This window comes from Kineococcus indalonis (genome assembly GCF_009906395.1).
GTDB classification, from domain to species: Bacteria; Actinomycetota; Actinomycetes; order Actinomycetales; family Kineococcaceae; genus Kineococcus; species Kineococcus indalonis.
Window position 1 is genome coordinate 1 of the sequence record NZ_JAAALM010000054.1, and the last position, 12,861, is coordinate 12,861.

13 protein-coding genes are annotated in these 12,861 nt (G+C 76.4%); 5 read left to right on the top strand and 8 right to left on the bottom strand.

Annotated features, from left to right (window positions below; all coding sequences use genetic code 11):
* Window positions 1–41 precede the first annotated feature (41 nt).
* Complete coding sequence (locus GTR00_RS04775) at window positions 42–329, top strand: putative quinol monooxygenase (protein WP_166610495.1); 288 nt, start codon at window positions 42–44, stop codon at window positions 327–329.
* 62 nt (window positions 330–391) lie between these two features.
* Here the strand turns inward: GTR00_RS04775 and GTR00_RS04780 are convergent, their stop codons facing one another.
* Window positions 392–808 (bottom strand): VOC family protein, encoded by a 417-nt coding sequence (locus tag GTR00_RS04780; RefSeq protein WP_166610496.1) that lies wholly within the window; start codon window positions 806–808, stop codon window positions 392–394.
* Window positions 809–1,048: 240 nt separating this feature from the next.
* A complete protein-coding gene (locus tag GTR00_RS04785) occupies window positions 1,049–2,566 on the bottom strand; it encodes an MFS transporter (protein ID WP_166610497.1) in 1,518 nt (505 codons plus the stop codon).
* Window positions 2,567–2,705: 139 nt separating this feature from the next.
* Between GTR00_RS04785 and GTR00_RS04790 the strand changes: the two genes are divergently transcribed.
* From GTR00_RS04790 to GTR00_RS04800, 3 genes are all read left to right on the top strand, one after another.
* Window positions 2,706–3,353, top strand: coding sequence for a TetR/AcrR family transcriptional regulator (locus tag GTR00_RS04790; protein ID WP_166610498.1), 648 nt, complete (start codon window positions 2,706–2,708; stop codon window positions 3,351–3,353).
* A 282-nt stretch (window positions 3,354–3,635) separates the two neighbouring features.
* Window positions 3,636–4,865, top strand: a complete 1,230-nt coding sequence (locus GTR00_RS04795) for a glycosyltransferase family 39 protein (RefSeq protein WP_166610499.1) — start codon at window positions 3,636–3,638, stop codon at window positions 4,863–4,865.
* Window positions 4,866–5,233: 368 nt separating this feature from the next.
* On the top strand, window positions 5,234–5,683 hold the full coding sequence (locus GTR00_RS04800; RefSeq protein WP_166610500.1) for a hypothetical protein: 450 nt from the start codon (window positions 5,234–5,236) through the stop codon (window positions 5,681–5,683).
* Between the two features lie 66 nt (window positions 5,684–5,749).
* On the opposite strand, the gene GTR00_RS04805 is transcribed toward GTR00_RS04800, so the two are convergent.
* Window positions 5,750–6,610: an SDR family NAD(P)-dependent oxidoreductase gene (locus GTR00_RS04805; protein WP_166610501.1), complete on the bottom strand. Its 861-nt coding sequence runs from the start codon at window positions 6,608–6,610 to the stop codon at window positions 5,750–5,752.
* Window positions 6,611–6,844: 234 nt separating this feature from the next.
* Here GTR00_RS04805 and GTR00_RS04810 point away from each other — a divergent pair, with 234 nt between their 5' ends.
* Complete coding sequence (locus GTR00_RS04810) at window positions 6,845–7,774, top strand: helix-turn-helix transcriptional regulator (protein WP_166610502.1); 930 nt, start codon at window positions 6,845–6,847, stop codon at window positions 7,772–7,774.
* 38 nt (window positions 7,775–7,812) lie between these two features.
* Here GTR00_RS04810 and dxs read toward each other — a convergent pair whose 3' ends face one another.
* The 5 genes from dxs to GTR00_RS04835 form a co-directional block, all read right to left on the bottom strand.
* Entirely contained in the window at window positions 7,813–9,756 is a 1,944-nt protein-coding gene (dxs, locus tag GTR00_RS04815; protein ID WP_166610503.1) for a 1-deoxy-D-xylulose-5-phosphate synthase, read from the bottom strand.
* Complete coding sequence (locus tag GTR00_RS04820; protein ID WP_407659604.1) at window positions 9,753–10,229, bottom strand: MmyB family transcriptional regulator; 477 nt, start codon at window positions 10,227–10,229, stop codon at window positions 9,753–9,755. Before GTR00_RS04820 ends, dxs begins: the two co-directional genes overlap by 4 nt.
* Before the next feature lie 609 nt (window positions 10,230–10,838).
* Complete coding sequence (locus tag GTR00_RS04825; protein ID WP_166610504.1) at window positions 10,839–11,363, bottom strand: hypothetical protein; 525 nt, start codon at window positions 11,361–11,363, stop codon at window positions 10,839–10,841.
* Window positions 11,364–11,480: 117 nt separating this feature from the next.
* Entirely contained in the window at window positions 11,481–11,813 is a 333-nt protein-coding gene (locus tag GTR00_RS04830) for a YciI family protein (protein WP_166610505.1), read from the bottom strand.
* A 174-nt stretch (window positions 11,814–11,987) separates the two neighbouring features.
* Complete coding sequence (locus GTR00_RS04835) at window positions 11,988–12,551, bottom strand: GNAT family N-acetyltransferase (RefSeq protein WP_166610506.1); 564 nt, start codon at window positions 12,549–12,551, stop codon at window positions 11,988–11,990.
* Window positions 12,552–12,861: the final 310 nt, after the last annotated feature.

Genomic DNA, 12,861 nt, shown 5'->3' on the forward strand with positions numbered 1-12,861 from the left:
CACCCGCTCACCCCGCTCACCCACCCGCTGAGGAGGACTCCGTGGTCATCGTCGTCGGGCACCTGCTCGTGGACCCCCGAGCGCGCGAGGCCTACCTGGCCGGTTGCGCCGAGGTCGTGCGCCGGGCCCGTGCCGCTGAGGGCTGCCTGGACTTCACCATCACCGCTGACCTGCTGGAGGACGGCCGGATCGACGTCCTGGAGCGGTGGGTGTCGCAGGAGGCGGTGCAGGCCTTCCGCGGCGACGGGCCCGGCGGCGAGCAGGCCGCCGCGGTCCTGTCGGCCTCGGTGTGCGAGTACGACGTGTGCGGCCAGCGCTCGCTGCGGTGAGGGGGCCCCGCCCCCTCACCGGCCGGCGGTGCAGCGGTCCCGCCGGCCGGCACCGACCCCGCTCAGGCGGGGGCGGAGACGTCGACCATCCACTCGACCCCGAACCTGTCGGTGAGGGCGCCGTACTGGTCGCCCCACACCTGCGCCTGCAGCGGGGTCGTGACCCGCCCGCCCTCGGCGAGGCCGGTGAAGAACCCGCGCAGCTGCTCGAGGTCGTCGCCGAAGAGGCACAGCGCGAGGTTGCTGCCGGTGGTCGGGGCCGCCCCGGCCATGGCGTCGGAGACCATCAGCGTGAAGCCGGACGGGGTGTCGAGCTGGCCGTGCATGACGCCGTCGGGGTCCACGCCCTCGGCGCCCCCGGCGCCGAGCTCGCCGAACGTGGAGAGGGTCACCTCCCCGCCGAGCACCGAGCGGTAGAACGCCAGCGCCTCGCGGGCGGTGCCGGGCAGGGAGACGTAGGGGCTGAGGCGGGGTGCCACGGGGACCTCCTGGGGACGGACCGGGGTGACCTGCGCCGCCCGGCGGGTCCGGGCCGACCCCCCTCGGACCCGCCGCCGCCGCGGAACTCACCGGTGCCCGGGCGCGGGCCACCGCGCACCGGCTCACCCCGGCACGTCGGCGAGCGATCGCTCGGTCGCCCGCGCCGTCGCGGAGACGGCCCGCTCGCGCCCGAGCGGGCCCACCGGACCAGGGCCAGCGCGACGCGGCCGCGGCCGGCCTCAGCGCGCCGTGCTGGGGGCCGGGATCGAGGGGGTCCCGGCGAGGCGCTCCTGGCGCACCGCGTGCCGGTTCACCAGGCCGCCGGAGACGAGCGCGACGAGGACGAGCGCGACGGCCCCGCCGGTGAAGGCCACGTGGTAGCCGTGCAGGACGGCGTCGGCGGGGTCCCCGCCCTGGCGCGACACGGCGCTGGCGAACACGGTGGAGAGCAGCGCCGTCCCGATGGACCCGCCGATCTGCTGGAACGTGTTGACGCTGGCGCTGGCGGCGCCGGCGTCCTCGCGGGCCACGCCGCTGGTGGCCGTGTTCATGGCCGAGGAGACGATCAGGCCCATGCCGAGCCCGGTCACCACGAGGGCGGGCAGGACCGTCCCGCCCCACGTGCTGTGGGCGTCGGTGCGCAGGAGCAGCAGGACGCCGGCGGCGGCGAGCAGGGCGCCGGCGCGGATGAGGGCCTTCGGTCCCACGCGCGGCAGCAGCCGGGGGGTGAGCTGCGTCGCCGCCGCCATGATCGAGAACGGCATGGGCAGAAAGGACAAGCCCGTCTCCAGCGAGGAGAACCCCAGCGTCTGGTTCAGGTAGTACGTCAGGAACAGGAAGATGCCGAACATCGCGACGCCGACGAGGCCGATCGCCACGAGGGCGCCTCCGCGGTCGCGGTCGCGCACGATCCGCAGCGGCAGCAGCGGGTGCGCCGCGCGGGACTCCACGAGGACGAACAGCGCGACGAGGACGGCGCCCGCGGCGAGGCAGGCCAGGGTCACCGCGTCCGACCAGCCCGCGGTCTCGGCCGAGGAGAAGCCGTAGACGATGCCGACGAGGCCGAGGGTGATCGTCACCGTGCCGGCCAGGTCCAGGCGGGGGCGCGGCCCGCGCTCGGACCTCGGCATGAACGCCAGCGCACCGGCGACGCCGATGACGGCGAACACGACGTTCACGTACAGGCACCAGCGCCACGTCGCGTACTCGGTGAGCACGCCGCCGAGCAGGACGCCGGTCGCGGCCCCGGAGCCGGCGATGGCCCCGAAGACGCCGAAGGCGCGGGCGCGCTCCTTCGGGTCGGTGAAGGTGGTGGTGAGCAGGGCCAGGGCCGAGGGGGCGAGCAGCGCCCCGAACACGCCCTGCAGGGCGCGGGCGGCGACGAGCTGGCCGAAGTCCTGGGCGAGACCGCCGACCACGGAGGCCCCGGCGAAACCGGCGAGCCCGGTGAGGAAGGTGCTCCTGCGGCCGAACAGGTCGCCGAGGCGGCCGCCGAGCAGCAGCAGCGAGCCGAACGCGAGCGAGTACGCCGTGACGACCCACTGGCGCTGGCCGTCGGCGAAGCCGAGGTCGCGCTGGGCCGAGGGCAGGGCGATGTTGACGATGGTGGCGTCCAGGACGACCGCGAGCTGGGCGGTGCCGATGACGGCCAGCACCAGCCAGCGGTGGTCGCGGACGGCGGCGTGCGCGGGGTGGTGCGCCGAGCGCTTCACCGCGTGCGCCGGCGGCGCCGTCCGGGCAGGGGTCTCGGAGCTCATGGAGCCCTCCAGTGTTCGGTGGTGCCGGCGAGCGGTCCGGCCGGCATGAAGCGGACATCGCGAGTCCGCTTACGTCAGCGTACACGCAACCGGACACGATGCGTCCGCTTGTTCCCGCTGCCGCGGGTACGATGAGCGGGTGAGCTCGACCGCCGTGCGCCCCCTGCGCGCCGACGCCGCCCGCAACCGCGCCCTCGTCGTCGACGCCGCCCGCCGGCTGTTCGCCGAGCGCGGCCTCGACGTCACGCTGCACGACGTGGCCCAGGCGGCCGGCGTCGGCGTCGGCACGGTCTACCGGCGCTTCCCCGACAAGGACGCGCTCCTCGGCGGTCTGGTCACCGACAAGTACGAGACGCTGCTCGCCCTGGCCGAGCGCGCCGCCGCGCTGCCGACCGGCCGAGAGGCGCTGCGCGAGTACGTGCTGGGGGCGATGGCGCTGCGGGCCGGCGACCGCTCGCTGTCCACGGCCGTCCTGCGCGCCGCCCCCCAGACCGCCGAGGCCCTGGACCTGCGCGAGCGCCTGCGCGAGGTCGTCACCGGCGTGGTCGAGCGCGCCCGCGCCGAAGGAGCCCTGCGGCAGGGTTTCGCCGCCGACGACGTCCAGGTCGTCACCTCCATGATCGGCTCCATCGCCGACCGCTCGCGCGCGGAGGCGCCCGACGCCTGGCGCCGCTACGGCCTGCTGGTCCTCGACGCCGTCTGCCCGCCGCTCGGCGAGCTGCCGCCGCTGGTCGGCGAACCGCTCGCCCCGCCCACCTCCGCGGACTGCGGCACCGCGCGGACCTGAGCGCCCGGCAGCGCCCGGCAGCGCCCGGCAGCGCCCGATCCGTGGCCGGTGCTGCGCCCCCGATCGCTAGTGTGCGCGCGTGGCGACGTCGCGCTGGGCCCCCGCGCTGCCCGCCGGGGTGGTGCTCCTGCTGCTGGCGGCGGTGGGGGGCCGCTACGGCCACCACCGCGACGAGCTGTACTTCCTGGAGGCGGGCCGGCACCCGGCGTGGAGCTACCCGGACCAGCCCGCGCTCGTCCCGCTGCTGGCCCGTGCAGCCGGTGCCGTGGCCGGCGGCTCCCTGTGGGGCTGCGCCTGCTGCCGGCCCTGGCCGCGGCCCTCCTCGTCCTGGTCGCGGCCCGCACCGCCCGGGAACTGGGCGGCCCCCGCCCGGTGCACGCGTTCCTGGCCGCCGCGGCGACCGCGACGGCGGCGGTGCTCCTCGCGACGGGCCACCTGTTCTCCACCACGGCGTTCGACCTCCTGGCGACGTCGGTGCTGGTCCTGCTGCTGCTGCGGGCGCTGCGCCTGGGCGGCACGGGACCGTGGCTGCTGCTCGGTCTCGTGGCCGGGCTCGCCCTGCACGTGAAGCTGCTCGCGGCGGTGGTGCTGGCCTGCTGCGCCGCGGCGCTGCTGCTGTGCGGGCCCAGGGCGGCGCTGCGCACCCCCGGGCCCCGGGTCGCCGCCGCCACCGCCGCGGCGCTGGCGCTGCCGCTCGTGGTGTGGCAGGCGACGCACGGGTGGCCGCAGGCGCGCATGGCCCGGGCGATCGCCGCGGGTTCCTCGGGCACCTCCGTGCAGCGCTGGGAGGTGCTCACGGGGCAGGCGCTGATGCTCGGCCCGCTCCTGCTGCCGGTGTTCGTCGTGGGCCTGCTCGCCCTGTGGCGCTCCCCGCAGCGCTGGCTGGCGGTGGCCTACGCGCTGCTGCTGGTGCAGACGATCGCCACGGGCGGCAAGCCGTACTGCACGATGGGCCTGGCCCCGGCCGTGCTCGCGGCCGCGGCGGCACCGCTGGTGCGCTGGTCCTCGCGCCGCCTGCGCCGCGGGGTCCTGGCGGGGGCGGTGGTGCTCAACCTGGTCGGCGGCGCGCTGGCCACCCTGCCGTGGCTTCCCGCCCACCGGGCCGGGCCGCTGCTGGAGGTGAACCACGACCTCGGTGAGCAGGTGGGCTGGCCCGAACTCGTGGACGCGGTGCTCTCCGCCGCGGTGGACCTGCCGGGGACGGCCGTGGTCGTCACCGCCAACCACGGCGAGGCCGGGGCCCTGGCCCGCGCGCGGCGACGGGGGGCGGACCTGCCGCCGGTGCACTCCGGGCACAACGCGTTCGCCGACTGGGGCCCGCCACCGGCGTCCGCCACGACGGTGCTGCTGGTGGGTCTCCAGCGCCCGGACGTGTTCACCGGTTGCCGCCTGCTGGCGCGCCTGGGCAACGACGCGGGGCTGGCCAACGACGAGGCGGGGCAGCCGGTGTCGGTCTGCACCGCCGGCGGCGACTGGCACCGGGACTGGCCCCGCCTGCGGCACCTGGGGTGAACGCACCGGCGAGCCCCCGTCACGGGCGCCGCGGGGCGTGCACCGCCCTTCACCCCCGGGGCGGTGCGCCCCTGCGGGAGTAGCCTGAGCAGTTCCCGCTGGGGTCGGTTCGACGCAGCGGGCGCGCTCCTCCCGGACCGGTCCACCCCGGCCCGGTGCGTCATCGTCGGTGCGACGGGCCAGGACGAGGTCGGGTGGCGGACGTGCGTGTCGTGCTCCTGGTGCTCCTCGCGCTCGGTGCGCTGTGCGCGCTGGGCGCGATCACCGGTGGGAGGCCCACGCCGCCCGGCCGGACCCGGCCCGGCCCGCGCCGCCGCAGGAGGCGGTGGGGGTGGGGAGCCACCGCCGCGGTGCTGACCGGCGCTGCCGTGGCGGGTTCGATCGCCTCCCCGCACCGGGTCGGACCCCCGCTCGCGGCCCAGGCTCGGCCCCTGAGCCGCACCGAGGTCGCCGAGGTCTTCGGGCCCCGCTGCCAGCAGCTGCTGCAGCCGTACGCGGTGGCACCGGAGGGGTGGGTGGGCCCGACCGGTCAGTGGCCCTTCTGGCTCGGGTACACGGTCTCCTTGAGGACCCTGGCCCTGGAGCTGCGCGTGCGCGAGGTCCACCCCGACGCCCGGCCCGCGGTCGACCGGGTCGTCGGCGCGCTGGCGGCTCAGGCCCTCTCCATCGAGCGCGAGCTGCAGGTGTGGTCCGCCGGCGTCCCGGACGACTCCGCGCTGGCCGGTGCGGTGCGTGCCCGCACGGTCGTGCGCGAGGAGGAACTGCTCGCGGCCTTCGACGAGCTGGGGCTGGAGGCCTGCGCGAGCTACCGGGGCTGAGGCCGCGCGGTGGAGGACGTCCTGACGGTGTCCTCCACCGCGCTGCTCGACTCCCCGGTGGGCAGCTCAGCTGTGCGCGTAGTCGGTGGAGCGCGCTAGATCGGCGCCCTCCTCCAGCTCGGCCAGCCTCGCGGTGAGCGCGGAGCGCGCGATCCGCAGGGAGTCCGAACCCAGGGCCTGGCGCAGCCGGCCGGCGCCGTTCGCCCGCGCCAGCGCGATCAGCGCCTGCGCGGCGCGGTCGGGGTCGCCCGGCTGGGTGCCCGGCATCCGCTGGTGCTGGCTGATCATCTCCCGGATCGGCTCGTACCCCTCGACGGCGGTGTCGGTCACCGACAGGGAGTCCGCGGTGAGGAAGGAGGTGTTGAAGTAGCCGGGTTCGACGATGGTGACCGAGATGCCGAACCCGGACACCTCCGCCGCCAGCGACTCCGTCAGCCCCTCGACGGCGAACTTCGCGGCGCAGTACAGACCCCACCCGGGGAAGGACGTCACCCCCAGCACGGAGGAGATCGTGACCAGGTGCCCCGAGCCCGCCCGGCGCAGCACGGGCAGGGCGGCGCGCACGACGTTCCAGGTGCCCTTCACCTGCACGTCGAGCATGGCGGTGACCTGCGCGTCGGTGGTCTCCTCCACGGCGCCCAGGAACCCGTAGCCGGCGTTGTTGACCACGACGTCGAGCGAGCCGAAGCGCTGCGTCGCCCGCCGCACGGCCTCCTCCACCGCCGCCGGGTCGACCACGTCGACCTCCAGGGCCAGCAGGTGGGAGGTGTCGACACCGGTGAGGGAGGCCCGCAGCCGCGAGGGCGAGCGGGTGGTGGCGACGACCTGTGCGCCCGAGGCCAGCAGCGCCTGCACCAGGGCCAGGCCCAGGCCGCGGGAGGCACCGGTCACCAGCCAGGTGGCGGGACGGTCGAGGGGGTAGGGCACGAGGACCACTCCTTCAGCAGCGGGGGACGGGAACGCCCGGCGCCTGCCGGACGCGCTTCCAGCGTGTCCGCCCGCCGGCGCCCGCGAAGGGCCACGGAGTGCCCAGCGGTACCGGGGGAGCGGCCGCCGGGGCAGCGCCTGCCTGGGCAGCGCCTGCCTGGGCAGCGCCTGCCTGGGTACGGTGCACCCCCTTCGCGCCTGCCGCAGCGCCAGCGCGGGTGCCAGCATGGGCGCATGAGCGCCGGTCACGACCTGGGAGCCTTCCTGCGCGCCTGCCGGGCCGGCACCGAACCGGAGTCGGTGGGACTGACCCCCGGCCCCGGTCGGCGGGTGCGCGGTCTCCGGCGGGAGGAGGTGGCGCAGCTGGCCGGGCTGAGCGTGGACTACTACACCCGCCTGGAGCAGGGCCGGCACACCAGCCCCTCGGAGAGCGTGGTGGAGGCGCTCGTCGCGGCGATGGACCTCGACGCCGCAGCGGCCGCCCACCTGCGGGACCTGGCCAGGCCGCCCCGGCGCGGCGCCGAGAAGCCGAGCGTGCAGCGCGTGCGCCCGGCCGTGCACCAGCTGCTGGGTTCCCTCACCGAGCACCCGGCGCTGGTGCTGGGCCGGCGCACCGACGTGCTGGCGAGCAACCGGCTGGCCGCCGAGCTGATGACCGACTTCGACGCCCTGCCGGCCCGCCGTCGGAACTACGTGCGGTGGCTGCTGCTGGACCCCGCGGCCCGCGAGGTCTTCCCGGACTGGCGCACCGTCAGCGCCCAGGCGGTGGGAACCCTGCGCCTGGACGCCGGCCGCCACCCCGCGGACGCCCTGCTGGAGCAGCTGGTGGGGGAGTTGACGCTGAACAGCGAGGAGTTCACCCGGTGGTGGACCGAGCGCAACGTGCACCAGCGCACGCACGGCAGGAAGCGCTTCCACCACCACCTGGTCGGCGAGCTCGCCCTGGACTTCGAGGCCCTGTCCCTGCCGGGGGACGCCGACCAGACGCTGTTCGTCTACAGCGCCGAGTCGGGCAGCGCCTCGCACGAGCGGCTGATGGTGCTGGCCTCGTGGGTCGCGGAGTCCCCCGCGCACGGGCGGCGGCCCCCGCGCACCGGCCTGGCCGCGCACGGACGCGGCGCCGGACCGGGTGCCGGACCGGGAGCCGACGCCGCGGGCGGGTGAGGTGGTGGACACGGCGACGGGCGCGGCCCCCGCCGGGCTCAGCGTTCCAGCTCGTCCCAGACGGTGGAGCGCTCCTCGACGGGGCGGGCCTGGGGCAGCCGGGTGCCGATGACCTGGTCGATGACGTCGTGGGCGATCGCCCGCGCGGTCAGACCGGCGTCGGCGAGGATCTGGCTGCGCGAGGCGTGCTCGAGGAACTGGTCGGGCAGCCCCAGCTCGGTGACGGCCGTGTCGACGTCGGCCGCGCGCAGGTCCTGGCGGAGCCGCGTGCCGATGCCCCCCACGCGCACCCCGTCCTCGATCGTGACGACCAGGCGGTGCTCGCGCGAGAGGTCCACCACCGAGGAGGCGATGGGCACGACCCAGCGCGGGTCGACGACGCTGGCGCCGATGCCCTGGGACTCCAGCAGCCCGGCGGCCTCCAGGGCGACCCCGGCCATCGCGCCGACGGCGACGATGAGCACGTCCTGCGAGCCCGCGGCCGCCTGGCGCAGCACGTCCACGCCGTCGGGCAGCCGCACCACGGCCGGCACGCCCGGCTCGACGGCGCCCCGCGGCCAGCGCAGGACGGTGGGGGCGTCGTCGACGGCGACCGCCTCGGCCAGCTCCTCGCGCAGGGTCGCCGCGTCGCGGGGCGCCGCGATGCGGATGCCGGGCACCACCTGCAGCAGCGCCAGGTCCCACATGCCGTGGTGGCTCGGGCCGTCCGGGCCGGTGACGCCGGCGCGGTCCAGGACGAAGGTGACGCCCGCCCGGTGCAGGGCGACGTCCATCAGCACCTGGTCGAAGGCGCGGTTGACGAACGTGGCGTACAGCGCCACGACCGGGTGCAGCCCGCCGTAGGCCAGGCCGGCGGCGCTGGTCACCGCGTGCTGCTCGGCGATGCCGACGTCGAACACCCGCTCGGGGTGCCGCTGCTGGAAGCGGTGCAGCCCGGTGGGGCGCAGCATCGCGGCGGTGATGGCGACGATGCGGGGGTCCTCGTCACCGAGGCGGGCGAGCTCGTCGGCGAAGACCGAGGTCCACGACTGCTGCGAGGCCGCGTCGAGGGGCTCCCCGGTCGTGGGGTCGATGCGCCCCACCGCGTGGAACTGGTCGGCCTGGTCGCGCAGGGCCGGCTCGAAACCGTGCCCCTTCTCGGTGATGGCGTGGACGATGACCGGGGTCCCGTAGTCCCTGGCCTGCGTCAGCGCCTTCTCCAGCGCCTGCTGGTCGTGCCCGTCGACGGGGCCGACGTACTTGATGTCCAGGTTGGAGTACAGGGCCTCGTTGTCGGTGAAGCGCGACAGGAACCCGTGCATGCCGCCGCGCAGCCCCCGGTAGACCGCCCGGGCCGGGGAACCGAACCGGTCGGCGGCGGCCCTGCTCGTCTCGTGCAGCCTGCGGTACTCGCGGCGCGTGCGCACCGAGTTGAGGAAGCGCGCCATCCCGCCGATCGTCGCCTCGTAGGAGCGCCCGTTGTCGTTGACGACGATGATCAGCCGGCGGTCGTTGTCGTGCGAGATGTTGTTCAGGGCCTCCCACGTCATCCCCCCGGTCAGCGCGCCGTCACCGACGACGGCCACGACCGTGCGGTGGGACTGCCCGTTGAGGCGGAAGGCGCGGGAGATGCCGTCGGCCCACGACAGCGAGGAGGAGGCGTGGGAGGACTCCACGATGTCGTGCTCGGACTCGCTGCGTCGGGGGTACCCCGCGATGCCGCCGCGCTCGCGCAGGTGCGAGAAGTCCTGGCGGCCGGTGATGAGCTTGTGCACGTAGGACTGGTGCCCGGTGTCGAAGACGAACGGGTCCTTGGGCGAGTCGAAGACGCGGTGCATGGCGAGGGTGAGTTCGACCACGCCGAGGTTCGGTCCCAGGTGCCCGCCCGTCTTGGCGACCTCGGCGACGAGGAAGGAGCGGATCTCGGCGGCCAGCTCCAGCACCTGGTCGGGTGGCAGCCGCTTGAGGTCGCGTGGGGACCGGATCGAGTCGAGCAGGCTCACGAGCACTCCTCCCGTACCGACCGGCTCGCGCTCACCGGCGCAGCCAGCTTAGGTCCTCGGCCGCCTCGCGCCACGGGGGACGCGGTCGCCGCCCGGCCCGGGGGGTGCGGCGCCGCCGCCCGCGGCAGCGGTGCCGGAGCGGTCAGGTCCACCGCGGCGCCGAAGGTGGTCACCGTGCTCGAGGACACCAGCTCCCCCTGGGGGTGGTCCAGGCGCAGCGGCACGGCGGCGGCTTCGGGCGCGACGGCGGGGTCCGTGCCCGCGGGCAGGGCGGCCAGCTCCTCGTGCAACCGGGCCGGGTCCGGATCGGCGCCGGCCGCGGCGTCGCGCGCCAGGCGGTGCAGCAGGTGCGAGCGCCACTGCGCCAGGTCGGTGGTGCGCGGTGCGAGCCCGTCGGGGCGCAGGCTCAGGCGCAGGACGTTCACCGGCGGCTGCAGCAGGTGCGCGGCGGCCCCGGCGGTGAGCAGCCCGATGCAGCGGTTGGCGGCTGGGGCGGGACCGTCCGGGCTCCACGGAGCTGAGGTGCCGGGTGGAGACCCCGCACGCGCACGAGAGGTCCAGCTGGCTCAGCAGCCGGCGCCGGGCGCGCACCAGCGCCCCGACCGGTGGCCGGCCGCTGTCCCGGGCGGCGCTCGTGCGGGCGACGGCAGCCAGCACCGGTGGCGTCGCGCCGTCGCCCGGGAGGTCATCGCGCCCGCGCGGCCCGTGCACCCACCCCCAGCGGCACCAGCGGCGCGAGCGGTGCGCCCGCGGCCGCCCGGGTGGCTGAGCGCTGCCTGGCCGTGTGGGACGAGACCGGGCGAGCGCCCGGCGGCGGGCGGTGCGGGAGCTCTTCACGGAGCGGGCCACGCACGTCGACCCGCTGGTGGACGTCGAGGGCACCGAGCGGATCGAGGCCACCACCGCCGCGGTGCGGCAGCACCCGCCGCCGCCGCGCAGCCGTGCGGCTCCTGCGCCCCGGCCCACCTGCTGGAGGTGCGTCCCGGGCCCCACATCGAGCGGTACCTGCGTTCGATCGAGCAGACCCTGGCGCCCCACGGAGGGCGGTTCCTCGACGCCGGCCGTGGCCGGCCCTCGCTGGCTCAGAGGTGGTGGGGCGGGTCCTGGTCGGGGTCAGCGCGGACGACGTCGAGGTCGGGGGTGCGCAGGAGGTCCTCGACCGCTGCGGTGCTGGCGGCGATGGCGGCGCAGTCGGGTCGACGTCCCGGGTGGGGCACCACGCCCGGTCTGCGGGCCAGACGAGCGCCGGGTCCGGGCGGCTCGAGCTCGCGGGGTGGTCGGTGGAGCGCAGGGCGGCGTTCCACGCCGCGGGCGGTGGGCAGGCAGCCCCAGCCGTCCCAGACGGCGGAGCGGCACCGCCGGGGTGTCCTGGTGCGGGCGGCCAGGGCCGCGGCGGCGGTGCGCAGGCGCGCGGTCTCGAGGGCGGCGGTGTCCTCGCTGTCGACGTCGGCCTCGGCCTGGCCGGGGCCGGTGGGGTCGGGGGTGGAGCGCAGGCGGGCGTACGCGGCGTAGCCGCCGGGTCCGGGGCTGACCAGGCGGTGCCACGGGCGGTCGGAGCTGGCGATCCACTCCGCGGGGGAGTGGTCACGGCACGCGGTCACGCTCACGGGGACGACTGTCGCGCACGCCCGCACGCCCGCACGCCCGCACGCCCGCACGCCCGCGCTGGCCGGGGTGCGTGCCGCGGCGCTCCACCCCCCCCGCGCCCTCGCGCGCCCGGGTGGTCAACCCTCGAACTGCACGACCTGACGCACCTGGACCGTGCCGTAAGCAGCGGTGGGGATCTTGGCCGCGAGCCTCAGGGCCTCGTCCAGGCCGGGGACGTCGACGACGTAGAGCCCGGCGACGGTGCTGCCCCCCCGGGGGGCGTCGGTGATCGAGACCTGCCCGCCGCGGACCGCGACGTCCCTGGCCTCGCCGACGGGGTGGAAGCCGGACTCGTGGACGGTCACCCCGGCCGCGGACAGCTCGGCGTCGAGCGCGAGCCACTGCTCGACCTCGGCCTCGGCCGGGCCGCTGGTGCTCGGGTCGTAGGAGTAGATGAGCGCGAAGTGCACGGGGCTCCCCTTCCAGGTGCTCGTCCGGACGTCCACCGGGCGGTGCGGCTGCTGGTGCCCGGCGACGACCTCTCACCGGCTCCACTCTCGCGGTGGTCGAACCGGAGGGCAACGCACCGGGACCCGCACGTCAGGACGTCGCCGACCGCCCGCGCCCGGTGGGCGGGGTGGGTGTCAGGTGCCCGGATCGCGCAGACCGACGGCGTCGTGCCGCCAGAAGACGTCGGGGTGGACGAGCGTGCCCGTCATCCACGCCTCGTGCGAAGGGAGCAGGAAGGCATGGAAAGCGGCGTCGGGGATCCTCAGGGAGGGCTTGCGGAAGCCGTGCGGACCGCCCGGCTCGAAACCCAGGCGCGAGTAGTAACCGGGGTCGCCCTCGAGGAAGACGACGGGGGCAGCTCGAACGCTCTCGTGCTGCAGGCCGGCTGCCACCAGGGCCCGCCCGATGCCCTGGCGCTGCACCGCCGGCAGCACGGCCAGCGGGCTGAGCACGCGCACGGTGACCAGTCGGCGCGGCGCGTCGAGGAGCGCGTCCGTGAACACGACGTGACCGACCACACCCCTGGCCGTCTGCGCGACCAGGGAGGTGCCCTGCTCGGCGTCCACCCGGGTGCGCAGCTCGTCGACCAGGTCGGCCACGAGCGGCCCGTGGTCGCCGAAGGCCTGCAGGTGCAGCTCTCGCACCGCCGGGTGGTCACCGGGCCGCTCCGGCCGGCAGTGGACCTGCTGCTGCCTCATCGTGGTGCCGCCGCGGTGAGGGGGCGTCCTGCTGCGGGAGCGGGGGCGGGTACCGGTGCGGCCGGCAGCCGCGCGCCCGTGGTCGCCGGGCCGGCCGCTGAGCGGGACGGTGCCAGGGCGCTCGGCAGGCGCTCTGGTGACCTCGGCGGGGTGGGCGGCACCCGGGCATCCTGCTCGCCGCGCGCGCGGCACCGCACCCGCTTCTCGGCGGGAGCGCGCTGGTCGCGCCCACGGCGCTGACCCGCTCACCGCTGCCTCCGGGTCACCGGTGCCGTGAGCGCGACCAGCGCGCTCACGGCACCGGTGACCC